Origin of the sequence: Acidovorax sp. NB1 (assembly GCF_005405905.1) — a bacterium.
In the GTDB taxonomy this organism is placed as follows: domain Bacteria; phylum Pseudomonadota; class Gammaproteobacteria; order Burkholderiales; family Burkholderiaceae_C; genus Acidovorax.
The window spans coordinates 21588-47398 of the sequence record NZ_BJHU01000013.1 but is presented as its reverse complement, the minus strand read 5'-3'; the positions used below and the strand labels follow the sequence as shown (position 1 = coordinate 47398).

The following is a 25811-nucleotide window of genomic DNA, read 5'->3' as shown; positions in this document are numbered from 1 at the left end:
GCATTCCCACGCAGCTTTGACCAACCTCTTTCACTGGGGCGGAGCGCGGAATTGGCATCCGCGCGATGCGCCCTTGGGGTAAAGCATCTTCAGTGTTTGTGCCCTTCGTGCCCATGGGTTTCTGCGCGTTTGCGGTCGTCCACCACGTTCACCGTCGCGCCGTTTGGCAGCAGCATGTCTCCCGCGCGCTGACCCGCTTTGCACGCACCAAGCCAGCGCCCCTCAAATTCTGTCCGCCCGGGGTTGAAGCGCACTGGCTTGGAGTACTTCACCTCGAACACGCCCTGATAGGCTGTCTGCAAGTCTCCCGACAGTTCCACTACGGCCTCCACACGGTTGTCATGCACGAAGCAGCCGGTGCGTATTGCGTGCCCTTTGACCGACTTCTTCACCGCCACATCGTGGCAGTGCTCCTGCCCCGGGACCACAGACAAGAGCATGACGGATTCAGCCTCGTCGCTGGTGCATTGCTGTACCTTTTGCTGCCGCATCATGGAATCTCCCGCGCCCCGGACGGTGACCTCCCACAATCCAGGTTTTCTGACAGGCAGCGATGAGGTCTGCGCAAACAGGGGCCCCGCAAAAGCCGCAAGAACCCCCAGCCCAGCGACCCAAGGTCTATAGATCCGGCGTACTGCTCGATACATCACGTCACCCTCTAAGACAAAAAGAAAAGGGTCCGGCGGCACATGGCGCCGCAGAACCCGATTCGCTACATGTGGCTGAAATCAGCTCAGCGCATCTGACGACGGTGCATGCCCACAAAGAACAGCGCCATCAAAGCCGACAGGATCAGCAGGCCCCATTCTGACAAGGTGGGAATGGACGTCGGCACCATCACGAACGAAAACGCCACCGTGCAGGATGCATTCACTGGATTGGTGGTGTAGGTGTTACCCACCAGATTGCCACCACATGCGCTGCCCCCAGATGCGACCCGTGCGGTGTAGCCCGGGCTGGGCGTCACGGTGTACACCACAGTGTTGCCCGGTGCTGCCACGTTGGTCACGCCCAGTGGGGTAACAGATCCATTGGGACCTGCAGAGGCCGTCACAGACAAAGCGGCAAAACTGAATGCCACGTTGCAGTCCGCTGTCACCGGATTGATCGTGTAGGTGTTGCCTGTAAGCACACCATTGCAAGTGCCGCTGGCGCTAGGGATATTCCCGGTACCTGGTGTCAGTGTGTAGGTCACTGCGCCGCCCACTGCCACCGTGCGTGAAGTTCCGGGCGATACGGTCCCACCAGCACCGGACGTCATGGTGACGGTGGCCGACAACGCGAAGTTGGCGGTTACAGCGGCATCGGCCGTCATGGCAGGCACGGTGCAAGGGTTGGTCGTCCCGGTGCACGCACCAGACCAGCCCGTGAAAATGCTGCCCGCTGCAGCAGTCGCTGTGAGGATGGCTTGACCGCCATCGGCCACGGGCATGGCGCAGGTGGCCCCGCAGTTCATGCCGGCAGGAACACTCACCACCGTCCCACTGCCTGCACCTGACTTGGTCAGACTGAGGTTGTGCAGGGTTGCAGCAGCAGAGTTGGTGTCACCCGCTGTATTGTTTGCGGTGTTGTTGTCCGTCACACCTGCTGGGGGCGCAATGTTGAAGACCGTGGACGCAGACGTGGGGCCCGTCACCGTCGAGCCAAACGTGAGAGTGACGCTGCCACCCACTGGAATATCCAACAAGACACCTCCGCCGGGCAGTGCGCCTGCAGCAGGTGCGCCCGCCTGGCACGCACCACCGCCCGCGCCATTGCAGGTCCAACTTCCCACAGTCAGGCCAGAAACGGCGGGCTGGGTCAAGGCGGCACCAATCACTGGCGAGGGGCCGTTGTTGGTGACCACCACCGTGTAGGTGGGCGTGCTGCCCACGGCACTCGCCGATGCCCCATCGCTCACTGCAACCACCAGGTCTGTGAGCGTGGCACCGCTGACCACCTGCGTTTGCACCATGGGACCCAGCACCGTGCTGGCGCCCGTAGCAGACATGGAGTAGGTGCCGTGATTCAGCGAGTTGTTCGGGCTCGTGGTGCTCGCATTCGCAGGGATACCCCAGACGATCTGGAAGGTACCGCTCTGGTGATCGACCAAAGAGCCGAAGTCACAGGTCACTGTGCCGGCAGACCCTGCGGCGGGCGTGGTGCAAGATGCCCCCGCAGGCACACTCACCGACTGGAACACGGCGTCAATGGTCGCACTGTTGGTGTTATTGCGAATCTGCGGACTGGTCGCGCTGACCTGGCTGTTAAAAACCATCACCCCGCTGTTGTTGCTGTAGGTGTAGGTATAGGTCACATTGTCGCTAGGCTGCGCGGTGGTTGGACCCGTGGCAGATACCAGAAGGCCCGCAAAGAACGGTCCGATGGAGTCCACATAGACTTCACCAGAATGGCCGCTTTGGTTGCACCCGGCAGCGATGATTTCCACCTCCACGGTGTCGCCCACGTCCAGCAACCCGCTGCCCGGCGCCACATCAATCGCCTGCCACCCTGTGTACTGGTAGCCGCCCACGGTTTGCCATGGAACGCCTGGCTGGGCTGCGAAATTGAAGGTGTAGAAAAGGCGCGTGCCCTTGGTGACGTTCCGTACTTCGACATAGAAGTAGGCCTGTTCGTTGGGGTTGTGCCCTCCGTCCTGAATCACCGGTGCCACAGCCATGCGAAGGTGCACCTTGCCATCGACAGGATCCACGTCCGACAGGGCCATTTGTGCCGACTGTTGAATTCCACTGGCCCGGTAGTTGTTGCCGCGCGCATTGACGCGAGCGCTGTAGGAGCCTTGGAAAGGGATGGTGATCGCCTGCCCCAGTGCATCTGGTGCATCGGCCGGCGTCCCAGATGCAGCACTGACAACCTGGGTCAAAGGCGCAGTGACAGGAGGCTGTAGATTCAGATGACTTTTCTGGGTGGGCGGAAAAGTGGCAATACCGTTGTTGCGGTAATGCGTGACCGTCCAGCCCGTGAAGTCTCCAGCTTCAAAATCACCGTTGACCACACCCGCATGCGCTACGGAGGCGGCACACAACACTCCTGCACTGGCAGTCAACGCCTCTCGCAGACAATGGCGCGCAAAAGCCTGCGCGGCCTTCCAAACACTTATCGTTTTCAACACATTCCCCCTCTTGGTAGATCCGCCGCCAACACGGGTGGCTGCGGGAAAACTCACTTCACACAAACAATCTGGCGCGCAGGCAAGCCTCTCCCCTCAGCGGCCATCAGGCCTCCGAAAAAAGCTTCTATGGAGTTGGGAGAGCGGGTGGGACAGCACCGGCACAACCGATGGCGTCTCCCTCAGTGACTTGTCTAAGGCACGAAAACAAGCCCTTTGCCAAACACCGCACGCACCGGCAAAGCCGTGCCTGTGGCTTCCAGGGTCTTGCGGCGTAGCCGCGTCAGCGCAGACTCGATGCGGTGGAAATCGTCTTCAAGCTCTCGACCACCCACGGCCTGCACCAGGGCCTGCTTGCTCACGACCACGCCCCGTGTCAGCATGAGGCAGGACAACAGCTCCAGTTCACGGGTCGTGAGGGCTACGGTCTGCTGATTAGGGGCACGCAGCACGCCATTTGCGGTATCCAGTTGCCATGGCACAGCAGCCCCTGCATCACCGCCACCGTGCAACTGCTTGTTGCGCAACTGAGACCGAATACCGGCAACCAGTTCCTGCATATCGACTGGCTTGACGAAGTACTGCAAAGCGCCAGCCTCCAGTCCCTTGATTCGGCTGACCAGATCTGCGCGTGCCGTCATCAGCACGGTGGGGACTCCCTGCGCTGCCAGCCGAGTCAACAAACTCAGGCCGTCTTCTCCAGGCAATCCGATATCGATGACCACCAGATCAGCACGGTTGCGCAACAAGCGGACATAGAAATCCTCTGCAGACTCCGCTCCCCAGGACTGAAAACCCGAGCGACCGAGAAACCGGCACACATTGCTGCGGATGTCTTCGTCGTCTTCTACGACTGCGATGATCGGTTCTGCAGACATGACAGGAATAGGTGACGGGTTCGAAACATTTGGCTACGTACCATTGTGTCAGCGCATCGACAAGCCAGCCATGCACAACAACTCACAAAAACTCACACACGCCCTGACCAAAATCCGCCTGCAAGCAACCTGCTTTTGCCAGGTAACCACGTGGGTCTGCCTGGTTGTGCTGGCCGTCTTGTGGCCGACACACGTCCGTGCATCCACGCAAGCTGCGTCTCTACAACTGGGCTGGGACATTCCGATGGAGAGACTGGATGACCAAAGCGGCAAGCTCGGACCTGAAGCCGTGGCTGACACCAGATCGAGTGCCATGACATCCCGCTTGAACATGCCTTTGAGCGCAGGGTATCTGGGCTACACCGTGTGGCTTCGGTTCGAGGTGCCAGCACTCCCTCCGGGCCACGAGCAGGAAGGTCTTTGGCTGCTTGCAGAACCCACCTACATCGACTTTGTGACCCTGTACCAGAGGGATGTTGACGGGAAATGGGCCGCACAGATCGACGGCGACCTGGTGCCAATCCGCCCGAAGACAGGCGTCCGGCAGCATCTCTTTCACCTGACCCCTGGTCAAACGGCACTGGTTCGGATCCAGACCACCAGCGCTACACAATTCCAGGCGGACGTTCTCACCACCAAGGCACTCGCAGCAACACTTGCACAGTCCGAAAGAAGCATGGGGCTGTACTTTGGCGCCATGGCGGCCTTGCTTGTCGGTGTCTGGGCGGCAACCGCCATTTTCCGCACCCGCGCACTTTTCTCACTGGCCGTGCTGGGAACCATCAGCACTATTCACGTATTCAATGTGCGTGGCTATGGAAGCCTCTGGTCGCCGCCAGAACTGACCACATGGGCTAGCCATGCCGTAGGCATCGGGGCGTTTTTGCTGCCAGCCACGCTGGCTTGGCAAATCAAGGAACAGCTCACGCGCGGAACCCGCTATCAATGGACCAACAGACTCCTGGGCTTCCTGATCACGCTGAACCTGCTCGGCACATTGAGCGTGCCCCTGGGGTTCTATCCGGCCGTAGCATGGGTCAATTTGGTCTCCCTGCTCACCAGCGACGTGGTGGGCGTGGTCCTGTGCGTGATGGCCCTGCGGCGACAAGATCGCATCGCGGCAAGCGCACTGCTGCTGATGGCCTACGGCTTGCACAGCGTGGGAGGGATCCCTATCGCCATCCTCATGACAGGCCTGATTCCGTGGGACATCGATGCGACCTTGCTCTGGCAACTGGAGGCCATCGCCTTCACGACGCTACTCGCCTGTGCAGTTTTTGTTGGCATGGTGACGCGGTACCGGCAGGCACAGTTTGCCAAGGATCAGGCCATCGAACGGCTGGCCTTGTCCGAACACTCCCTGGAGGAGCGCATTGAGCAGCGCACCGCCCAGCTCTCGGAAGCCCAAACTGCATTGGGCCAGGCCCTGGAGAGCGAACGCACTTTGCGACACGAGCAAAGGCAGTTCTTTCAGATGATCAGCCATGAGTTCAGAACCCCTCTGGCCGTCATTGACAGTGCGGCAGCCGAACAGCAAACTTTTCCGTCAACCGAATTGCAATCCCAGACGGATCGCGCAGCGCAAATCCGCAGGGCGTGCAGGCGCCTGACTTCGTTGGTGGACAGCTGCCTGATCAACGAACGGCTGGATAGCACCGGATTCTCACTACAAGCGTCGCCAATCAAGGTGAGCGAGTTGCTGCAACACGCGGCCCAACTGGTGCATTGGTCCCCGCGCCATCATTTGCAGCTATTTACCGATGCCGCCCCCGGGGAATGGGTGTGCGACGCAACGCTGGTGCACATCGCACTGTCCAACCTTGTCGATAACGCCGTGAAATATGCGTCAGCGGGTGAAATTTTCATCGCAGCACGCAAAAGTGAATCAGGATTTCTGGAGATTTCCGTTGCGGACGAGGGCTCCGGCATGTCATTGGATGTTATGAACCGAATCTTCGATCGGTTCGAACGGGGCGACCGCACCGACCAAAGCAGAGGTTTTGGCCTCGGACTGTGGGTGGCGCGCCGGGTGGCGCGCCTGCATGGTGGAGACATCACCGTCGAATCCATCGTGGGAGAGGGCACCTGCTTCACACTGACGCTGCAAGCCCAGCGCATTGGCCAAAGCTGATACCCCGACCCGCAGTTCCTCCACCCCAAATGGCCGACGACGGGAATCCTGGATAATTCTTCATCCACACTCCCTATCGACACGGGCTCGAAGAGCCTGGCAGACCGCCCAGCGGTCCGTTTGCAACCATTCAGCACCCATGAGCGCTACAGCGACCGACCCCAACCTCGAACACCTGACCAAGGCCCGCGAACAAATTGCCCAAGGCGACCTCAAGAATGCGGCGCAGACGCTTAACAAGGCCAATGCCCAATGGCCGCAAGACCCGCGCGTTTTCATGTTGGGTGGCCTGCTGGCAGAAAAGGCTGGCAATGTGAAGGGTGCATTCGAGGCCCTGCGCAAATCAGTGTCGCTGGCCCCAGACTGGGGCCCTGGCCTTCTTGAGCTAGCGCTATTGCTGGCGCGCCAGAACCAGTTCAAGGAAGCGGTGGAAGCCGCCGAAAAAGTCGCACTGATCGAGCCCAAGAACCTGCAGGTTCTGGCTGGCGTGGTAGACATTGCCCATCGCGCAGGGCATACAGAAATGGCCATCCGCCACCTTCGCAGGGGTCTGGAGCTGGTGCCGGGTGATGTGATGCTGCGGCGCCTGTTGGCCAGCGACCTGAGCGCGCAAGGCCAGCACGAAGAATCTTTGGCGCTGTGGAACGCACTGGTCGCCGAAAGTCCCCAGGATCCCCAGACTCTGATCGGACGTGTACAGGCATGCATGGCTGCAGGCACACCCGCTGATGCCGGATCAAGCACCACAGCCTTGCTGGAGCTGGCGCCGAATGACGCGGTCTACCAGTACTACGCTCAACTTGCGCGTGGCGAAACGCCCAGGCAGCAACCCTCTGAGCTGACCCGTCCGATGTTCGACAGCTTGGCGGAGTTCTACGACCTGCACATGGTGCGGGGCCTCAAGTACCAGTTGCCCAAGCAGGTGGGCGACCAGATACTGGAACGCCACCCTGACAAGAAGATCAACGTGCTGGACCTGGGTTGTGGCACCGGCCTGCTAGGGGTTTACCTGGGCCGGCTGGACGGCGCACTGGTAGGCGTGGACCCGTCAATGAAGATGATTGAGCAGGCAGCGCGCCACAACGTGTATGACCGATTCCACACCGTCAACCTGCACGATGCGCTGCGCGAGACGCCCGACGCGCTCTACCAGGTGATTGCTGCTCTGGACGTGTTCATCTACGCGGGCGACGTGAGCCAGGCGATTCCCAACGCGCACCGCGTGCTGACAGCCGGCGGCATGATGGTGTCCTCGTTTGAAACGGCTCCCGAGCAAGGCCCGGATCTGGTGCTTCTGCCCTCGGGCCGCTATGCCCACAAGCGCAGCCATGTGGAAGCCCTGTGCCACGCCGCAGGCTTTGCCACCGTGGAAGTGCGGGACACGGCCCTGCGCGAGGAAAACCACCAGCCCGTGAACGGCTTCGTGGTGACGGCCTGCAAGGCCGCCTGATCCCACTCTACCCCGCCCGCTGACGCCCTGGCGCATTAATCCTCTTCAGCCCACCCCGCTACGGAGGGCGGGGCATCACGCTAGCAGGCGCGATGACTTGGGCACATGCGCGATCAGAAAGTCCATCTGGTCGGCCAGGATGCGTCGGTTGCGCAGAATGAAGTCTTCCCACAGGCTGGGCACATAGGGCGCATACAGCAGCGGCATGTGCGCCTGTTCGGGCGTACGCGGGCCTTTGCGGTGGTTGCAGGGGCGGCAGGCCGTCACCACGTTCATCCAGTGGTCCTGCCCGTTGCGCGCGAAAGGCACGATGTGCTCGCGTGTCAGGTGTTCCTCGTGGAAGTGGCCGCCGCAATAGGCGCACACATTGCGGTCGCGGGCAAAGAGTTTGCTGTTGGTGAGGCTGGGCTTGAGGTCGAACGGGTTGATGCTGGGCACCCCCTTGGTGCCGATGATGCTGTTGATGGCAATCACCGACTGCTCGCCCGTGATGGCGTTGTGTCCGCCCCGGAACCGGGCGATCTGGCCGCCAGACTCCCAGCGCACCTCCCCGGCGGCGTAATGAATCACCGCCTGTTCGAGCGAAATCCACGATTGGGGCAGCCCTTGGGCCGACAGCTTCAAGACCTTCAAAACACGCCTCCTGGAACACAAAGTACACAAGGACATGACTTACGCATAACAGGACTCTGGCAAGTGGTTCGCCCGAGGGAACAGGCGTTTATTGCATCCCGATTTGCGCAAGTCCCAAAGGATTCTGAACACAGATGTCTCGCGGGCAGCCCTGCGCGGGGCCAGCCGTGGGTCACAATATACTCTTTTTGTGACAAATTGGCGTCCTGCGCTTGATGGACTTGCGCATGCTGCTATCAAAAAGATAACAAACCGATGAAGATCTTTCGCGGATTCCACCACCCGGGCATTGCCAATGCCTGTGCGCTGACCATCGGCAACTTCGATGGTGTGCACCGGGGGCATCAGGCCATGCTGGCCCTGCTGAACAGCGAGGCGGCACACCGGGGCGTAGAAAGCTGCGTGCTCACCTTCGAGCCCCACCCGCGTGACTACTTTGCCGGGGCCCATAACAAGCCGGAACTGGCCCCTGCCCGCATCGGCACCTTGCGCGACAAGCTCACCGAATTGGCCCGCTGCGGTGTGCAGCAGACGGTGGTGCTGCCGTTTGACGCGCGGCTGGCCAGCCAGTCGCCCGACGCTTTCATCGATGAAGTTCTGGTGCGTGGCCTGGGGGCCCGCTATGTGCTGGTGGGCGACGATTTCCGCTTCGGCCGCCAGCGGGCGGGTGATTACGCGATGCTGGATGCGGCGGGGCAAACCAAGGGCTTTGACGTGGCGCGCATGAACAGCTACGAGGTGCATGGGCTGCGCGTGTCCAGTTCGGCCGTGCGCCAGGCGCTGGCAGCGGGTGACATGGAGGCGGCTGCACGCCTGCTTGGGCGGCCCTACACCATCAGTGGCCACGTGGTGCACGGCCGCCAGCTCGGGCGCGAGCTGGGCGCTACGACAGAAGGCGCGGGCGACGGTTTTCGTACGCTCAACCTGCGGTTTGCGCACTGGAAGCCCGCCGCCAGCGGCATTTTTGCGGTGCTGGTGCATGGCCTGGCCGATGCCCCGCTGCCGGGGGTGGCCAACCTGGGCGTGCGCCCCTCGCTGGACCCGAACGACGTGAACGGTGGCCGCGTGCTGCTGGAAACCCACTGCCTGCACTGGCCTGCCGATCTGGGCCCTGAGGGGGCGTACGGTAAAATCGTGCGCGTGGAACTGCTACACAAACTGCACGACGAGCTGAAATACGACGGTCTGGATGCCTTGACGAAGGGTATCGCCAAAGACTGCGCCGACGCGCGTGCCTACTTTGCCTCGGCCCAGGCACACAACCACACCGAAACCCGGCGCCAGACCACCCGCGATCGAATTTGAGGGAGCTGCTTCGCGCAGCGCCCGCCTGACGGGCCCGTCATCTTTAGCGCTCCAACCCCGTTCTTGCTCCGGGCCTTGCCCCGGATTGCCCCGTTTTTAAGGCTCCCTCATGTCCGACGACAACGCCAGCACTCCCTCCACGGATTACCGCAGCACGCTGAACCTGCCCGACACCCCCTTCCCCATGCGCGGCGACCTGCCCAAGCGCGAGCCAGGCTGGGTGAAGGAATGGGAAGACCAAGGCATCTACAAGCGCCTGCGCGACGCGCGCCGGGGCGCCCCCAAGTTCATCCTGCACGATGGCCCGCCTTACGCCAACGGCCAGATCCACATGGGCCATGCGGTCAACAAGATCCTGAAGGACATGATCACCAAGGCGCGCCAGCTCGAAGGCTTTGACGCGCTGTATGTGCCGGGCTGGGACTGCCACGGCCTGCCGATCGAGAACGCCATCGAGAAGAAACACGGCCGCAACCTGAGCCGCGACGACATGCAGGCCAAGAGCCGCGCGTTTGCCACCGAGCAGATCGCGCAGCAGATGGTGGACTTCAAGCGCCTGGGCGTGCTAGGCGAATGGGACAACCCCTACAAGACCATGAACCCGGCTAACGAGGCGGGCGAAATCCGCGCCTTCAAGCGCGTGATGGAGCGCGGCTTTGTGTACCGGGGCCTCAAGCCCGTGTACTGGTGTTTTGACTGCGGCAGTTCGCTGGCCGAGTTCGAGATCGAATACCAGGACAAGAAGAGCACCACACTGGACGTGGCCTTCAAGTCGCACGACCCGGCCAAGCTGGCGGCCGCCTTTGGTCTGCCCGCGCTGGCCAAGGACGCGTTTGTCGTCATCTGGACCACCACCGCCTGGACCATCCCCGCCAACCAGGCGCTGAACCTGAACCCCGAGATCACCTACGCGCTGGTGGACACGGGCGAACGCATCCTGCTCGTGGCCGAGCCGCTGGTGGCGTCTTGCCTGGAGCGTTACGGCCTCACCGGCAGCGTGCTGGCCACCACCCTGGGCAAAAACCTGGGCGGCCTGGAATTTGAACACCCGCTGTACGACGTGAAGAGCGAGGACGGAACCCAGGGTTACAAGCGCCTGTCGCCCGTCTACCTGGCCGACTACGCCACTGCCGACGACGGCACGGGTATCGTGCACTCCTCCCCTGCCTACGGCCTGGAAGACTTCAACTCCTGCCGCGCGCATGGCATGGCGCTCGACGAGATCCTGAACCCCGTGCAGGGCAACGGCACCTATGCGGCCGATTTCCCGCTGTTCGGCGGCCAGCACATCTGGAAGGCTGTGCCCGTCATCATCGAAGCGCTGCGCAACGCGGGTCGGCTGATGACCACCAAGGACATCACGCACAGCTACCCCCACTGCTGGCGCCACAAGACCCCGGTGATCTACCGCGCCGCTGCCCAGTGGTTCGTGCGCATGGACGAAGGCGAAGGCGTGTTCACCAAGGCCGGTGAAAAGCCCGCCAAGACGCTGCGCCAGATCGCGCTCGACGCCATCGAACACACCAGCTTCTACCCTGAGAACGGCAAGGCCCGCCTGCACGACATGATCGCCGGGCGGCCCGACTGGTGCATCTCGCGCCAGCGCAGCTGGGGCGTGCCCATCCCGTTCTTCCTGCACAAGGATTCGGGCGAGTTGCACCCACGCACCATGGAAATCATGGACCAGGCCGCGGACATTGTCGAAAAGGGCGGCATCGAGGCCTGGAGCCGCGTAACGACCGAAGAAATCCTGGGCGCCGAAGACGCGCCGCACTACACCAAGAGCACCGACATCCTGGAAGTGTGGTTCGACTCCGGCTCCACCTTCAGCCACGTGCTGCGCGGCACGCACCCCGAGGTGCACCACGACACGGGTCCTGAGGCCGATCTGTACCTCGAAGGCCATGACCAGCACCGCGGGTGGTTCCATAGCTCGCTGCTGCTTGCCTCGGCGCTGGAAGGCCGCGCGCCGTACCGCGGCCTGCTGACCCACGGCTTCACCGTGGACAGCCAGGGCCGCAAGATGAGCAAGTCGCTCGGCAACGGCATTGACCCGCAGGAAATCAACAAGAAGCTGGGCGCCGAAATCATCCGCCTGTGGGTGGCCGCCAGCGACTATTCGGGCGACATCGCGGGCGACGAGAAGATCCTCGCGCGTGTGGTGGACGCCTACCGCCGCATCCGCAACACGCTGCGCTTCCTGCTGGCCAATGTGAGCGACTTCGATCCCGCCAAGGATGCCGTTCCGTTTGACCAGATGCTGGAGATCGACCGCTACGCCCTCACGCGCGCAGCCGAATTCCAGGCCACCGTGCTCGCGCACTACAAGGTCTACGAATTCCACCCCGTGGTGGCCAAGCTGCAGCTGTACTGCTCGGAAGACCTGGGCGGCTTCTACCTGGACGTGCTCAAGGACCGCCTGTACACCACCGCGCCCAAGAGCCTGGCACGCCGCAGCGCGCAGACCGCGCTCTACCAGATCACCCACGCCATGCTGCGCTGGATGGCGCCGTTCCTGTCCTTCACGGCCGAAGAAGCCTGGAAGGTGTTCGGCAGCTCCGACTCCATCTTCCTGGAAACCTACGGATCAATCGCTGGCGCCGACGAAGGCCTGCTGGCCAAATGGTCGCGCATCCGCGAGATCCGCGACGCGTTGAACAAGGAGATCGAAGCGCTGCGTGCCGACGGCAAGGTGGGCTCGTCCCTGCAGGCCACCGTCGCGCTGACGGCAGCCCCCGAAGACCATGCGCTGCTGGCCAGCCTGGGCGACGATCTGAAATTTGTGTTCATCACATCCGCTATCGAACTGATAGCTGGAAACGAGCTACAGATCCGCGTAAACCCCAGTTCTGATGCCAAATGTGAGCGCTGCTGGCACTACCGCGACGACGTAGGCCAGGACGCTGCCCACCCCACCATCTGCGGCCGCTGCACCGCCAACCTGTTCGGCAGCGGCGAGAGCCGGGCCCACGCGTGATGGCGAGCACCCCCGCACGCAACGGCCCGCGCATCTGGGTCTGGCTGGCCTGGGCCGCGCTCCTGATGGTGGCCGACCAGATCACCAAGACCCTGATCCTGAACCACTACCAGCTGGGCGACTCCACGGTCATCACCAGCTTCTTCAACATCGTGCGGGCGCACAACACGGGAGCGGCGTTCTCTTTCCTGGCCAATGCCGGGGGCTGGCAGCGTTGGCTGTTCACGGGCATTGGCGCGGTGGCCACGATTTTCATCGTGTGGCAACTGCGCGCGCACCCGGGGCAAAAGCTGTTCTGCTTCTCGCTGGCCAGCATCCTGGGCGGCGCCGTGGGCAATGTGGTGGACCGCCTGATGCACGGCTACGTGGTGGATTTTCTGGACTTCCACTGGGATTTCCTCTCGGGCCTCTTCCACGGTGGCCATTTCCCGGCCTTCAACCTGGCGGACATGGCCATCAGCATCGGGGCCGCTTGCCTGATCCTGGATGAGTTGCTGAGAATGCGGCGCGAACGCTGAGGCGGCACAACCGGCCTGCGAGCCGCGCCACACCCCCATCCACCAACGGCCCGCAGAACGCGGGCCGTTGTGCTTTGGGCACTGGCAGGAGCAACGCCCCACCCCAACCGCACCAGATGCACAGGCCCCTTGCGATGGCAAGGGCATCTGCACAGACGCTATCGATTCAGGAGTATGCTTATATGTCAGTTTTATGACAAATCAGGGTTGCGGTTGTTTTTTGCAGCAGCCGTTGCGGGTGGGGCCACACGCGGCGCGGGCATGTACCACACATGCGGCCGATGCACAGCAGGCAACACTCCCCCGGCAAGGCGCCGCACAATGGGGTCATGAACGCAGTGCCAGCCCCGATGGGACTGGTCGGAATCTTGCGCAGGTCACAAGAAGAAGAAACAACGGTTTTTCATGAAGCATCTCCTCAATCTCCTGGCGGCCGTGGCGCTGCTGATCTGGGGCACCCACCTGGTGCGCACCGGCATCCTGCGCGTGTTTGGCGCCAACCTGCGCCAGCTCATCGCGCACAGCGTCAGCAGCCGGTTCACCGCCGTGCTCTCGGGCATCGGGGTGACGGCCGTGGTGCAGTCCAGCACGGCCACCGCACTCATCGTGTCGTCCTTTGTGGGCCAGGGCCTGGTGGGTCTGCCCGCCGCGCTGGCCGTGATGCTGGGGGCCGACGTGGGCACCAGCGTGATGGCCGTGGTGTTCTCGATGGACCTGTCGTGGCTCTCGCCGCTGTTCATCTTTGTGGGCGTGGTGCTGTTCATCTCGCGCAAAGACACCGCCGTAGGCCGCGTAGGCCGCGTGCTCATCGGCCTGGGGCTGATGCTGCTGGCGCTGCGGCTCATCACCGAATCGACCACCGTGCTCACCCAGTCGCCCACTGTGCGAACCCTGCTGGGCGCGCTCACCAGCGACCTGCTGCTGGAGATCTTCACCGGCGCCGTGCTGGCCATCGTGGCGTATTCGAGCCTGGCCACGGTGCTGCTCACGGCGGCGCTGGCGGGCTCGGGCGGCATTCCGGCCGATGTGGCACTGGGCCTGGTGCTGGGTGCCAACCTGGGCAGCGGCGTGCTGGCGGTGCTGACCACCATGAAAGCCAATGTGCAGACCCGCCAGGTGCCGCTGGGCAACCTGTTTTTCAAGATCATTGGCGTGGTCATCATGACGCCGCTGACCGGTCTGTGGCTGCAGCATGTGCGGCCCTATGTGCCCGAAACCGCCGCGCTGGTGGTGCTGTTCCACCTGGCGTTCAACGTGGTCGTGGGCATTGTCTGCATCGGCCTCACCGGCACCGTGGCGCGCACCGTGCAGCGGCTGCTGCCCACCGAAAAAGCCCCGGCCGCCGCAGGCACCCGGCCCCAGCATCTGGATCCGTCTGCCCTGGCCACGCCGTCCCTGGCCATCTCCTGCGCCGCACGCGAAGCGCTGCACCAGGCGGACGTGGTCGAGTCCATGCTGCTGGGCCTGCAAAAGGTGATTCAGACGGACGACCTGCAGCTGGCTGAGGACCTGCGCAAGCTCGATGACGAGGTGGACGGCCTGTACTCGGCCATCAAGTACTACATGACCAAGATCTCGCGCGAGGCCCTGGACGAGCGCGAGGGCCGACGCTGGGCCGACATCATCAGCTTCACGATCAACATGGAGCAGATCGGCGACATCATCGAGCGCGTGCTGATCGACATCGAGGACAAGAAGATCAAGAAGGGCCGCCAGTTCTCCGAGGCGGGCATGGAAGAGATCAACGAGCTGCACGCCCGGCTGATCGACAACCTGCGGCTGGCGATGAGTGTGTTCTTGAACGGCAGCGTGCGCGATGCGCAAAAGCTGCTGGAAGAAAAAGCCCGCTTCCGCGACCTGGAACACGCCTATTCGGCCACCCACCTCGCGCGCCTGTCGGACAACACGGTGCCCAGCATCGAGACCAGCTCGCTGCACATCGACCTGATCAGCGAACTCAAGCGCATCAACTCGCTGCTGTGTTCGGTGGCCTACCCCATCCTGGAATCGGCCGGCGCACTGGCGCCCAGCCGGCTCAAGACGATGGTGGACCAGGGCTGAGAAAAGAGAAGCAGAACACCTGCTGGCGCCCGCCCGTGCCCTGTGACAAACAGGGCTGCGACGGGGCTAGCGCAGAAGGGCCAGCACGCCTTGCGGCAGCTGGTTGGCCTGGGCCACCATGGCCGTACCAGCCTGTTGAAGGATTTGCGAGCGTGACAGGTTGGCGGTTTCGGACGCGAAGTCAGCATCCAGGATGCGGCTGCGCGAGGCAGACAGGTTTTCGGATGTCACCTGCAGGTTGCTGATAGAGGTTTCGAAACGCGATTGCAGTGCACCGAGTTTTGCGCGCTCGCCATTGATGAAGGCCAAGGCCGAGTCCACCGTTTTGAGTGCGGAGGTCGCTGTTGCAAAAGTCGTTACATCCAGAGTTGACACGGTCTGGAGAGACGACGCTCCAGCACTTGCCATGTTCGTCGTCGTAGGCGTGATGGAGAACGATTTTTCGGAATCGAGGGTGACATAACCCATGGTTCTCGCGTTATCCGCCGTGCCGTTGACAGCCAGCACAACAGGCGCCCCCACGTTGGCGCCACCCCCATCCAATTTCTGCACGGATACCGTCCCGGGGTTCGGGGTGTTGGTGTCCGATATCAGGATGTCATTGCCCTTTGCCTGAGTCAGCAATACGCGGGAGCCATTGGAGTTCAACGCAGCGGTAATCCCCGTCTTCGCGGACTGATCGTTGACCGCCGTGACCACCGCAGCCAAACCGTCGGCCGTGTTGCTGGACGACAGGGTGAAGGAGATCATGTTCAACATGGTGTGGTCCGTCGACACGCCGATCAGGTACGAGCCTGCCGCGCCAAAGGCTAGGCTCACCTCGGTGCGTGCTGTGGCCCCCACACCGGTATCTGCCTTGACAGCATTAATCGAATCGGCAATTTGCGACGCAGTGGCCACCGACCCCACAGCAACCGTCCGGCCGCCAGCGAATCCATTCACCGTCAAAGTACCCGCCAGCAAACCGGCGTAGTTGTTGTTGGGGTTCGTAGGAGGGCCCATGGCCACGGCCTGGTTGTTGCCGTATGCGTTGGTACGCAGGTTACCCGTGGCCGCCACGATGGTCTGATTGGCGTTGGCACCCACCTGGAACTGCTGGGTGCCGAATGTGCCATCCAGCAGCCTGGCGCCGTTGAATTCTGTGGTCTGCGAGATGCGGTCCAGTTCGGACACCAATTGGCCCACTTCCTGTTGCAGGGCCTGTCGGTCGCCAGCGCTGTTGGAGGCGTTGGCCGACTGCACTGCCAGCTCACGCACACGTTGCAGGATGTCGCCGGATGCCTTCAACGCACCTTCGGCGGTTTGCGCCAAGGAGATACCGTCATTGGCATTGCGAACAGCCTGGTTCAGGCCCCGGATCTGGCTGGTGAAACGCTCGGAAATCGCCAAGCCGGCAGCGTCGTCCTTGGCGCTGTTGATGCGCAGACCCGACGACAGGCGTTGGATAGAGTTATTCAGCGAGGTCTGGCTCATGCCCAGGTTGCGCTGGGCCGTCAGCGATGGCACGTTGGTATTGATTGTCGAAGCCACGTGGATTCCCCGCCCATTCCGCTCGCTGGAGTTTTCGTGTTGTTGTGTGGAGCGCGGCAGAACCAACGCTTGACCTTGTTTCGGCCAGGCCAGAGCGAACTTGAGGTGCTTTTGGCGCCGCTGCGGGTATCCCCGGCTCCCGTATCTTGCGAAGTACAGAGTCTGGGGGCATCGGCCTCGGAGAGAACAGACCGTCAGGCCGCCACGCCCACCCTCTCCTCAGCCAACCCCGTGTACTGCAGCAGCCCCGTCACCAAGGCATCAAACGTGTACCTGCAGCGCGGACTGTTGCGCAGGTCTTCGTGCATCACCACCCAGGTGTCCAGCCCGGCACTGAACTGCGGTGCCAGCAGGTGCACCAGCTGCGGTGTGCGCCGCGCCAGTGCCACCTGGCATATGCCGATGCCGCCGCCCGCACGGATCAGTGCCAGCTGGGCCAGGTCGCTGTCGCTGCGCAGGGCAAAGTCCTCGTGGCGCCACGGGGGAAGCAGCTTGCGCGCGGCGCGGATGAACGGGGTTTCCTGGTCAAAGCCGATCAGCCGGTGGTGCGCCAGGTCTGCCAGCGATGTGGGTGTGCCCTGGGCCTGCAGGTAGGTGGCATGGGCGTGCAGGCCCAGCGCCACCACGCCCACGCGGCGGGCGATGAGGGCCTCCTGGCGGGGCTCGGTCATGCGGATGGCGATGTCGGCCTCGCGGTGGAGCAGGTCCTGCACGCGGTTGCTCAGCGCCAGCTCCACGGTCAGCCCGGGGTGCCGGGCCTGCAGCTGGGCCAGCAGCGGGGGCAACACTTCCACCCCCATCACCTCGCTGGCCGTCACACGCACGGTGCCCCGCACGCCCTCGCCGTGGCCGCTGGCCGCCCGGGCCAGGGCCGCTGCCGAATGCTGCATGGCCTCGGCGTAGGGGCGCAATTCCAGTGCGGCCTCGGTGGGCAGCAGGCCCTGCTGCGAGCGGGTGAACAGGGTGAGCCCCAGGGCTTGCTCCAGCGCGGCGATGTGGCGCCCCACCGTGGGCTGGGTCACGCCCAGGGCCCGGGCGGCGCCCGACAGCGAGCCTTCGCTGAGCACACCCAGGTAGGAGCGGTACAGCTCCCAGCCAATCGATTCTGTAGAAGCTTGCGTCATACATAAATGTATAGCGTTACCTTTGTTTTCAGCAATTTTCTTTTGACAAGCGCCGCGCCACACTGGCATCCATCACCACGGCAACGGCCACATCCATGGCCACACAAGGAGCACTTTCATGGCACAAGGCAACAAGGTTCTGGTTCTGGGCGCCACCGGCGGCATTGGCGGCGAGGTGGCGCGCCAACTGCGCGACCGGGGGTGGGAGGTGCATGCGCTGCACCGGGGCGTGGCGCAGGCCCGCGAGCAGCGCGACGGCATGACCTGGGTGCGTGGAGACGCCATGCGGCGCGAGGACGTGGTGGCCGCAGCTGCGGGCTGCGACGTGATCGTGCACGCGGTCAACCCGCCCGGCTACCGGCGCTGGGGCGAGCTGGTGCTGCCGATGATCGACAACACCATTGCGGCGGCCACCGCCACCGGGGCCACGGTGGTGCTGCCCGGCACGCTCTACAACTATGGGCCGGACGCCTTCCCGGTGCTGCGCGAGGACGCAGCGCAGCAACCCCACACCCGCAAAGGCGCCGTGCGCGTGGAACTGGAGCGCCGCCTGCAGCAGGCCACCCAGCCCCACCCGCTGGGCCCAGGCACCTGCCGCGTGATCATCGTGCGGGCGGGTGACTACTTTGGCCCCCAGGTGGGCAACAGCTGGTTTGCACAGGGCCTGGTGCGGCCGGGCCAGCCGGTGGCCAGTGTGAAGCAGCCCGGCCGCCCGGGCGTGGGCCACCAGTGGTCCTACCTGCCCGATGTGGCGCGCACCATGGTGCTGCTGCTGGAGCGGCGCGCAGAGCTGCCCGCGTTTGCGCCCTTCCACATGGCGGGGCACTGGGATGCCGACGGCACGCAGATGGCCGGTGCGATTGACCGCGCCGTGGTGCGCAACGGCGGCGCGGCGCCCCGGGTGCAGGCGTTTCCGTGGTGGCTGGTCACGCTGGCATCGCCGTTGGTGGCCACCTTGCGCGAGTTGCGGGAGATGCGCTACCTGTGGCAGCAGCCCGTGCGCATGGCCAACGATCGCCTCCTGGCCGTGCTGGGCACCGAGCCCCACACTCCGCTGGATGTGGCGGTGCAGGCCACGCTGCAGGGGCTGGACTGCCTGCCCGCAGCCGGGCTCACTGCCCCAGGTAGCCCGCGATCACCAGGCCAGCTTCCAGCGTGAACAGGCCCTGGGCGACCTGCGCACGCAGCCCATCCAGCGGCAGCAGGTCAAAACGCTCGACCTCGCCATCCTGGTTGCTGGGCTCCATGCCGCCCGGCACCTGGGCGCAGAACCAGTCGATGCGCTCGCGCATATAGCCCGCGCCGCCACCCTCGCGGCTCGGGCGGCTGAAGTCCACATGGCCGCCGTGCCGCAGACCCTGCAAGGCTTCGACGTGCAGGCCGGCTTCTTCCCAGGTTTCGCGCGCCAAGGCTTGCGGCAGCGAATCGGCGGCCGAGACCATGCCGCCCATCAGCGTGTCCCACAGGCCGGGGTTGTTGGGTTTGGTCATCGAGCGCTTTTGCACCCACATGCGGCCATCGGGCGCCAGGCCCACCAGGTGCACGGCGCTCGTGGCAATGCCCAGCACGCGCACGGCGCCGCGCTCTACAGTGCCCACCACATCGCCCTGGGGGTTGGTCACCGCCAGTTGCTCGTTGCGCCAGGGGCCACACAGGCCCGCCTCGCGCAAGGCCTCAGCCAGGGTGTTGAGCGCATCGGTGATGGCGTCTACAGGCGCCTCGGCGGGCACATCCAGGTGCCAGGCGGGCGCACCAGAATGCTCACCATTTGATAGCTTATAGCGCTTATTCAGCAGGCGGTGGAGGCCAATTTGGCTCAAAAAACCATCCGCCACCGACCCCACCACCTGCCCGCCCACCACCAGCGGCTGGCGCGGCTGGGCCGGGGGCAACTGGGCCGACGCGCGCGCGCCCGCCAGCCAGTGGTCGAACGCAGAGTTCTGCACGCCGGTGTTCACAGCGTGAGGATGGTGCAGCCCGTGGTCTTGCGCGCTTCCAGGTCCCGGTGGGCCTGCTGCACCTCGGCCAGCGGGTAGCGCTGGTCGATGTGGATCTTCACCTGCCCGCTGGCCACCACGGCAAACAGGTCGTCGGCCATGGCCTGGGTGGCTTCGCGCGTGGCGATGTGGGTGAACAGCGTCTGGCGCGTGACGTAGAGCGAGCCCTTGGCCCCCAGGCTGCCCGGCGCAAACGGCGGCACGGGGCCCGAAGCGTTGCCGAAGCTGGCCATGAGGCCGAAGGGGCGCAGGCACTCCAGCGACTTGTCCCAGGTGTCCTTGCCCACCGAGTCGTACACCACCTTCACGCCCTTGCCGCCGGTGATCTCCTTCACGCGGGCGGCGAAGTCCTCGGTGCTGTAGTTGATCGCATGCGCCGCGCCGTTGGCCAAGGCCAGCTGGCACTTGGCATCCGAGCCCGCCGTGCCGATGAGCTGCAGGCCCAGCGCCTTGGCCCACTCGCTGGCGATCAGGCCCACGCCACCGGCTGCTGCGTGGAACAGCACAAAATCGCCGGGCTCCAGTCCTTCCACCGGGCGCGTCTTTTTGAGCAGGTACTGCGCCGTCAGCCCCTTGAGCATCATGGCCGCGCCGGTCTCGAAGCTGATGGCGTCGGGCAGCTTGCACACGCATTTGGCGGGCATCACGCGCACTTCGCAGTAGGCACCCGGCGGGTTGCTGGCATAGGCGGCGCGGTCGCCCACCTTCAGGTGCGTGACACCCTCGCCCACGGCCTCGACCACGCCTGCGCCTTCCATGCCGATGGTGGCGGGCATGGTGAGCGGGTACAGGCCGGTGCGGTGGTACACGTCGATGAAGTTCAGGCCAATGGCGTGGTGGCGAATGCGGATTTCGCCGGGGCCGGGGTTGCCCACGGGCACATCGACGAGGTGGAGTTCTTCGGGGCCGCCGTGCTGGCGGATCTGAACGGCGAGGGTCATGGGTGGCTCCTGTTGCGAACGACAAATGGGATCAAAGTACGGACAAGGCCGGTACCGACCAAAACGGCGGCCATCCTGCCATGAAACGGCGGGCCGTGCCCGCTACCTAGCGCGGCTGCCCGGCACGTTTCAAGGGCGTTACCAACGCATGCTGCAGCGCAGCGCGCGCACCGTTACAGTGCAGCCCCATGACTCAAAAACTCACACCCGGCACGGCCGTGCTGCTGGTGATTCCGCCCCTGCTGTGGGCTGGCAACGCCGTCACGGGGCGGCTGGTGCATGACCTGATTTCCCCCGCTGCCCTCAATTTCATCCGCTGGGTGCTGGCCTTTGCCATCCTGCTGCCGCTGGCCCACGGTGTGCTGCGCAAGGACAGCCCGCTGTGGCCCCACTGGCGCCGCTATGCGCTGCTGGGGCTGCTGGGCATTGGCCTGTACAACGCGCTGCAGTACATGGCGCTGCAGACTTCCACGCCCATCAATGCAACGCTGGTGGGCTCCAGCATGCCGGTGTGGATGCTGGCCGTGGGCGCGCTGTTCTTCGGGGCGGCCGTGACACGGCGCCAGGTGATGGGCGCGCTGCTGTCGGTGTGTGGCGTGCTGCTGGTGCTGAGCCGGGGCGAATGGTCGCAGCTGCTGGCGTTCCGCCTGGTGCCGGGCGATTTGTTCATGCTGCTGGCCACCATCTCGTGGGCGTTTTACAGCTGGCTGCTGGCGCGTACCAGCGAGCCGGGCAGCATCCGGAGCGACTGGGCCGCTTTCCTCATGGCGCAGATGGTGTTTGGCCTGGCCTGGTCGGGCAGCTTTGCCGGGGCCGAATGGGCCACCGGCCACGCGCACACCACCTGGGGCTGGCCGCTGGTAGCGGCACTGGCCTTCATCGCCGTCGGCCCTGCCGTGCTGGCCTACCGCTGCTGGGGTGTGGGCGTGCAGCGGGCGGGGCCTGCGGTGGCGGGGTTTTTTGTCAACCTCACGCCGCTGTTTGCGGGCTTGTTGTCGGCCGCGTTTCTGGGCGAAACGCCCCAGGCGTTCCACGGCGTGGCGTTTGCACTGATCGTGGGCGGGATTGTGGTGTCGTCGCGGCGCTGAGGGCTGCAGGACCTGAATAAAAATCGGCCTTGCCGCGCGTCCATCATACATTTCAAGCTATTAAAAATATAGCAATTATTCCTGCAACCCCTGGCGCCGCCACCAGGGGCATGGACAGCAAAGGCAGGCGGCAGTATGTGGCGGATGTGGGGCCTGCCGGGCTTGTGAGCGCCGCCCGCCTTGTGGCCCTCAGCCGGGCAGGTCGAGGTCTTCGGCGGTGGTGGCGATGGGATCCAGCAGCGCCTCCAGCTGCGCCACAGGGGTGGGCCGCCCCAGCAGGTAGCCCTGGAAGTAGGTGCAGCCGTACTGGGCCAGCAGCTTCTTCTGTGCCTCGGTCTCCACACCTTCGGCGATCACGTCCAGTTCCAGGTTGCGCGCCATGCCCAGGATGGTCTGCACGATCACGTCGTCGGTATGGCGCACGCCCAGGTTGTGCACGAAGGACTGGTCGATCTTGAGCTGGTCGAGCGGCAACCGCGTGAGGTAGGCCAGCGACGAGTAGCCGGTGCCGAAGTCGTCCACCGAAAAACGCACGCCCTTGGTCTTGAGCGTGCCGATCTTGGCGATGGTGTCGTCCACGTTGTCCAGCACCAGCGATTCGGTGAGCTCGAGCTTGAGCAGGTGGGGGCGCGCGCCGGTTTCGCGCAGCACCTCGACCACGCGCGCCACAAAGTCGCGCTGGCGGAACTGCCGTGCACTCACGTTGACCGACAACTGCAGGTGCTGAAAGCGCGGATTGCCCTGCCAGGCGGCCAGTTGTTCGCAGGCCGTGCGCAGCACCCAGTGGCCCATGGGCACGATGAGTTCGCTCTCTTCCGCCACGCCGATGAAGGCCCCTGGCGCCACCAGGCCGCGTTCGGGGTGTTGCCAGCGGATCAGCGCCTCGGCGCCCACCATGCGCCCGTCCAAGTGGAACTGCGGCTGGTAATGCAGCACAAACTGGCGCGCCGTGAGCGCCGCCTGCAAATCGGCTTCGAGCTGCGCGCGCAGGCTGATCGCGATCTGCATCTGCGGGTCAAAGAAGCACAGCGCATTGCGCCCCTGCGACTTGACCTGGTACATGGCAATGTCGGCCTGCTTGAGCAAATCCACCGACGACTGGATCGCGCCGCCCATCAACGTGGCGCCAATGCTGGGTGTGCTGTGGTGGGCATGGCCCCCCAGGGTGTAGGGCACATTGAGCTTGCGCAGGATTTTTTCGCCCACACGGCGGACATAGGCGCCCGCCTCTTCGCTGCTGGCCGACAGGTCGCCCAGCATGACCACAAACTCGTCGCCGCCCAGCCGCGCTACCGTGTCTTCGCGCCGCACGCAGGTCTTCAGGCGCTGGGCCACCTGGCGCAGCAGCATGTCGCCCACCTCGTGGCCCCGGGTGTCGTTCAGGGTCTTGAAATGGTCCAGGTCGAGGAACAGCAGGGCGCCGTACTGGCCGCTGCGCGCACTGGAAGCAATGGCCTGCTGCATACGGTCCATGAGCAGGCGGCGGTTGGGCAGGTTGGTCAGCGGGTCGTAGAAAGCAAGGTTCTCGATCTCGGCGCTCGCGCGCCGCAGGGCCGTGACGTCGTGGTAGCTGATGACCAGGCCACCGTCGGGCGTGGTGCGCTCCGTGATCTGGATGGTGCGGCCGTTGGAGTAGACCTGTTCATGCGGTTCGTGCTGGGGCTGCTGTTGCCGCAACAGCCGCTGGTCCACCCAGCGCGCGTGCTCGTCGTCGGCCAGGCGGGGATGGTGGTGCTTGACGGTTTCCTCGATCACCGTGCGAAACGGCAGCCGGGGGGCGATGATGCCCTTGAGCCACGGGAAGATCACCTCGAACTGGCTGTTCCACTGCACCACGCAGTTGTTCTTGTCGAGCAGCAAAAAGCCGCTAACCATGGACTCCAGCGCCTGGTCGAGCGTGGCTTTGGATTGGGCTATGGCCACGCGGGCCTGCGAGAGGCGGTCCAGGTAACGAAACGCCAGCCCCCCCGCCGCCAGGATCATGGCCACAAACACCAGTGCAGTCAGGCCGATGGCGTCGCGCTGGTCGCGCCAGCTGCTCAACGCCTCGTGCAGCGGGATGCTCGCGGAAATCCGCAGGTCCTGGTACAGGATGGGACGAAACACCACCAGGGCGGGCGCCCCGGTGAGGCGTGCCGGAGCCCTCCACTCCAGGCCCAGGTCGGCCAGCTCGGCCAGCGGCGGCGCCAGCGTGGGAGCAATGACTTCCTCGCGGCCAGGCACGCCCAGCAGCAATTGCCCGCCAGTCCGCTCCAGCGTTACCTGCAGGCCGCTGATGTCCACGCCCTGAAGCAGCACCGCGCCCAGGGCGCCCACGGGCAGCTCGGCCACCGCCGCCACACGTGTGCTGTCGGCCAGGCGCAGGTGGCGCGCGAAATACAGAACGCGCTCGGAACTGGCAAAACTCACGACCGGCGCGCTGACCATGAGGGTGGACACCGGCTGCTCCAGCACGGACTCCAGAAAGCCCGCTGGCAATTGCACGGCCAGCGCGCCGCCAGCCGGGTCGGAGGACGCCATGGTTTTGCCGGTGGCGTCCAGCAGCGCCACGTAGCGCACCATCAGGTTCTGCCGGGTGGAGCCGCGCAGGCGCTGGCTGGCCGATTCCGCGTCGATCCAGGGCGCCGTCATGTTCGACAGGTTCAGCAGCTCGTCCATGCTGGCCAGCAGCACATCCACCGTCAGCAGCGAGCGGTTGAGCGCCGCCTCGGCACCCGCCACAAAACGGGTGGCCTGGGCCTCGCTATCGTCCAGCGCCACCTTGCGGGCATTCCAGGCCACGGCAGCCGCCACGATGGCCACTGCCACCACAAACACCACAACCCCGGCCCCGACAAAGGCCTTGATGCGCAACGGGGTCGTGGGCTCTCTCATTTATTTTGCGGGTGCGGCCAACAGGCCACGTGCGGGGCCGATCGTCTGGTTCCAGGCCTGGGCGCAGCGCGCGCCACAGCGCTGCACCCAGCGGGGCAGCACGGTGGAGGCCAGTATCTCCTGGCGGCTGCGCTCATCCTGCGGCGATGCAGGCACGACCACCATGGCGCCCTTGGTGCCCCCGGTGCAGGTGGGCGCGCCCCGGTTGCAGGCCAGGCCCTCGGCGGTCTCGCGTTCGGACTCGGCCCAGATGGCGGACTCCAGCCGGGGCAGCTCGCGCTTGAGCAGCTCGCGCAGGTCGGCGGGCAGGCCCGCCCAGGCCGCCTGGTTGGCGCCAAAAATGGCCAGCCCCCAGGTCACAGGCAGGGTGTGCACATGCGAGGTGAGTGTGGGCAGGCCCAGCAAATTGCCCGACATGGTGCCCGTGATCGCACATTCGGTGTTGCCCGCCGTCAGGCTGGGCACGATCTGGGAAAAGCTGGTCAGCACCGGCACGCCGCCCAGGGCCCCGACAAAGTCGGCCTGGGTGGACGACGACACGCGGACGCGGCGCCCCGACAGGTCAGACAGCGCGCGCAGCGGCTTCTTGCAAAAGACCACCTGGGCCGGGTACACATAGATCGCCAGCGCCTCCACGCCATGCTGTTCGCGCAGGGCCTTTTCGAGGTAGGGGCGAAACGCGGTGAGGGTGGTCTTGAGCGTGGCGATGTCGGGGTTCAGGCCCGCCAGATCGGGCGCGGTGTATTCGGGGTATTGCGAGGTGAACGAACTCATCAGAGTGGTGCCGAACGGCACCACGCCCAGCTGCAGCAGGCGCAGCATTTCGTTGCCAGGCACCCCGGCCCGATCAAAGGGGACGATCTCTGCCTGGAACTTGCCGCCACTCAGGCGGGCCAGCTCCTTGTTCCAGAACGGCTCTTCCTGGCGCGTGTATTGGTTCACCCCGGCCAGCCCGCCCACCACGCGCAGCTTGTAGGGCGCGGCGGCCTTGCTGCCCGCAGGGTCTGCCCCATGCACCCCGCCCCATGCAGCCAGCGCCACACAAAAAAGCAGGGCATGGCGCCAGTGGGAAAAATTCAAGGTGCGGGGGGTGGTGAGCATGGCAAACAATGGCGAGAAGTATTCCACCAATTTTTCAGCTCCAAAGGCATATTGTCGGCAAAACGCCACGCGTGAGCCTTCGAGAGAACTGGTG

At 64.4% G+C, this 25811-nt stretch carries 18 protein-coding genes; 8 read left to right on the top strand and 10 right to left on the bottom strand.

The genetic code is table 11. The features are described 5' to 3' along the window. Positions 1–89: 89 nt before the first annotated feature. The 3 genes from AvAM_RS04980 to AvAM_RS04970 all read right to left on the bottom strand — a co-directional run bounded on the left by AvAM_RS04980 (position 90) and on the right by AvAM_RS04970 (position 3987). Positions 90–647: a DUF3617 domain-containing protein gene (locus AvAM_RS04980; protein WP_137746053.1), complete on the bottom strand. Its 558-nt coding sequence runs from the start codon at positions 645–647 to the stop codon at positions 90–92. 86 nt (positions 648–733) lie between these two features. Further along, a complete protein-coding gene (locus tag AvAM_RS04975; protein ID WP_212742255.1) occupies positions 734–2863 on the bottom strand; it encodes an IPTL-CTERM sorting domain-containing protein in 2130 nt (709 codons plus the stop codon). Between the two features lie 440 nt (positions 2864–3303). Next, complete coding sequence (locus AvAM_RS04970) at positions 3304–3987, bottom strand: response regulator transcription factor (protein WP_137746051.1); 684 nt, start codon at positions 3985–3987, stop codon at positions 3304–3306. A 70-nt stretch (positions 3988–4057) separates the two neighbouring features. Here AvAM_RS04970 and AvAM_RS04965 point away from each other — a divergent pair, with 70 nt between their 5' ends. Further along, a complete protein-coding gene (locus tag AvAM_RS04965) occupies positions 4058–6118 on the top strand; it encodes a sensor histidine kinase (RefSeq protein WP_171012139.1) in 2061 nt (686 codons plus the stop codon). Positions 6119–6257: 139 nt separating this feature from the next. Next, positions 6258–7568, top strand: a complete 1311-nt coding sequence (locus tag AvAM_RS04960) for a tetratricopeptide repeat protein (RefSeq protein WP_137746049.1) — start codon at positions 6258–6260, stop codon at positions 7566–7568. A 75-nt stretch (positions 7569–7643) separates the two neighbouring features. Here the strand turns inward: AvAM_RS04960 and AvAM_RS04955 are convergent, their stop codons facing one another. Beyond that, positions 7644–8201 carry an HNH endonuclease gene (locus tag AvAM_RS04955; RefSeq protein ID WP_137746048.1) on the bottom strand — a complete coding sequence of 186 codons (558 nt, stop codon included), beginning with the start codon at positions 8199–8201 and terminating at the stop codon, positions 7644–7646. Between the two features lie 255 nt (positions 8202–8456). On the opposite strand from AvAM_RS04955, the gene AvAM_RS04950 reads away from it, so the two are divergent. From AvAM_RS04950 to AvAM_RS04935, 4 genes are all read left to right on the top strand, one after another. Continuing rightward, entirely contained in the window at positions 8457–9506 is a 1050-nt protein-coding gene (locus AvAM_RS04950; protein ID WP_137746047.1) for a bifunctional riboflavin kinase/FAD synthetase, read from the top strand. Between the two features lie 109 nt (positions 9507–9615). Continuing rightward, positions 9616–12483 (top strand): isoleucine--tRNA ligase, encoded by a 2868-nt coding sequence (gene ileS, locus AvAM_RS04945; RefSeq protein WP_137746046.1) that lies wholly within the window; start codon positions 9616–9618, stop codon positions 12481–12483. Further along, positions 12483–13001: a signal peptidase II gene (gene lspA / locus AvAM_RS04940; protein WP_137746045.1), complete on the top strand. Its 519-nt coding sequence runs from the start codon at positions 12483–12485 to the stop codon at positions 12999–13001. The genes ileS and lspA overlap by 1 nt, the downstream gene beginning before the upstream one ends. Positions 13002–13406: 405 nt before the next feature. Beyond that, a complete protein-coding gene (locus AvAM_RS04935) occupies positions 13407–15062 on the top strand; it encodes a Na/Pi cotransporter family protein (RefSeq protein WP_137746044.1) in 1656 nt (551 codons plus the stop codon). 66 nt (positions 15063–15128) lie between these two features. On the opposite strand, the gene AvAM_RS04930 is transcribed toward AvAM_RS04935, so the two are convergent. Both AvAM_RS04930 and AvAM_RS04925 read right to left on the bottom strand, forming a co-directional pair. Next, a complete protein-coding gene (locus tag AvAM_RS04930) occupies positions 15129–16592 on the bottom strand; it encodes a flagellin (protein WP_137746043.1) in 1464 nt (487 codons plus the stop codon). Positions 16593–16786: 194 nt separating this feature from the next. Further along, complete coding sequence (locus tag AvAM_RS04925) at positions 16787–17716, bottom strand: LysR family transcriptional regulator (RefSeq protein WP_137746042.1); 930 nt, start codon at positions 17714–17716, stop codon at positions 16787–16789. 118 nt (positions 17717–17834) lie between these two features. Here AvAM_RS04925 and AvAM_RS04920 point away from each other — a divergent pair, with 118 nt between their 5' ends. Then, complete coding sequence (locus tag AvAM_RS04920) at positions 17835–18875, top strand: NAD(P)H-binding protein (protein WP_137746041.1); 1041 nt, start codon at positions 17835–17837, stop codon at positions 18873–18875. On the opposite strand, the gene AvAM_RS04915 is transcribed toward AvAM_RS04920, so the two are convergent. Beyond that, positions 18829–19674, bottom strand: a complete 846-nt coding sequence (locus tag AvAM_RS04915; protein WP_137746040.1) for an NUDIX domain-containing protein — start codon at positions 19672–19674, stop codon at positions 18829–18831. The two genes, AvAM_RS04920 and AvAM_RS04915, sit on opposite strands and share 47 nt — an antisense overlap. Beyond that, complete coding sequence (locus tag AvAM_RS04910; protein WP_137746039.1) at positions 19671–20654, bottom strand: quinone oxidoreductase; 984 nt, start codon at positions 20652–20654, stop codon at positions 19671–19673. Before AvAM_RS04910 ends, AvAM_RS04915 begins: the two co-directional genes overlap by 4 nt. 188 nt (positions 20655–20842) lie before the next feature. Here AvAM_RS04910 and AvAM_RS04905 point away from each other — a divergent pair, with 188 nt between their 5' ends. Then, complete coding sequence (locus AvAM_RS04905; protein WP_137746038.1) at positions 20843–21742, top strand: DMT family transporter; 900 nt, start codon at positions 20843–20845, stop codon at positions 21740–21742. Between the two features lie 189 nt (positions 21743–21931). On the opposite strand, the gene AvAM_RS04900 is transcribed toward AvAM_RS04905, so the two are convergent. After that, complete coding sequence (locus AvAM_RS04900; RefSeq protein WP_137746037.1) at positions 21932–24616, bottom strand: EAL domain-containing protein; 2685 nt, start codon at positions 24614–24616, stop codon at positions 21932–21934. Then, entirely contained in the window at positions 24617–25717 is a 1101-nt protein-coding gene (locus tag AvAM_RS04895; RefSeq protein WP_137746036.1) for a TRAP transporter substrate-binding protein, read from the bottom strand. Between the last annotated feature and the right edge of the window lie 94 nt (positions 25718–25811).

Excerpts from the sequence above, each read along its gene's own strand:
- AvAM_RS04980 (WP_137746053.1), bottom strand. The coding sequence starts at position 647 with ATGTATCGAGCAGTACGCCGGATCTATAGACCTTGGGTCGCTGGGCTG.
- AvAM_RS04970 (WP_137746051.1), bottom strand. The coding sequence starts at position 3,987 with ATGTCTGCAGAACCGATCATCGCAGTCGTAGAAGACGACGAAGACATC.
- AvAM_RS04965 (WP_171012139.1), top strand. The coding sequence starts at position 4,058 with ATGCACAACAACTCACAAAAACTCACACACGCCCTGACCAAAATCCGC.
- AvAM_RS04960 (WP_137746049.1), top strand. The coding sequence starts at position 6,258 with ATGAGCGCTACAGCGACCGACCCCAACCTCGAACACCTGACCAAGGCC.
- AvAM_RS04950 (WP_137746047.1), top strand. The coding sequence starts at position 8,457 with ATGAAGATCTTTCGCGGATTCCACCACCCGGGCATTGCCAATGCCTGT.
- ileS (WP_137746046.1), top strand. The coding sequence starts at position 9,616 with ATGTCCGACGACAACGCCAGCACTCCCTCCACGGATTACCGCAGCACG.
- lspA (WP_137746045.1), top strand. The coding sequence starts at position 12,483 with ATGGCGAGCACCCCCGCACGCAACGGCCCGCGCATCTGGGTCTGGCTG.
- AvAM_RS04935 (WP_137746044.1), top strand. The coding sequence starts at position 13,407 with ATGAAGCATCTCCTCAATCTCCTGGCGGCCGTGGCGCTGCTGATCTGG.
- AvAM_RS04925 (WP_137746042.1), bottom strand. The coding sequence starts at position 17,716 with ATGACGCAAGCTTCTACAGAATCGATTGGCTGGGAGCTGTACCGCTCC.
- AvAM_RS04920 (WP_137746041.1), top strand. The coding sequence starts at position 17,835 with ATGGCACAAGGCAACAAGGTTCTGGTTCTGGGCGCCACCGGCGGCATT.
- AvAM_RS04910 (WP_137746039.1), bottom strand. The coding sequence starts at position 20,654 with ATGACCCTCGCCGTTCAGATCCGCCAGCACGGCGGCCCCGAAGAACTC.
- AvAM_RS04905 (WP_137746038.1), top strand. The coding sequence starts at position 20,843 with ATGACTCAAAAACTCACACCCGGCACGGCCGTGCTGCTGGTGATTCCG.
- AvAM_RS04900 (WP_137746037.1), bottom strand. The coding sequence starts at position 24,616 with ATGAGAGAGCCCACGACCCCGTTGCGCATCAAGGCCTTTGTCGGGGCC.
- AvAM_RS04895 (WP_137746036.1), bottom strand. The coding sequence starts at position 25,717 with ATGCTCACCACCCCCCGCACCTTGAATTTTTCCCACTGGCGCCATGCC.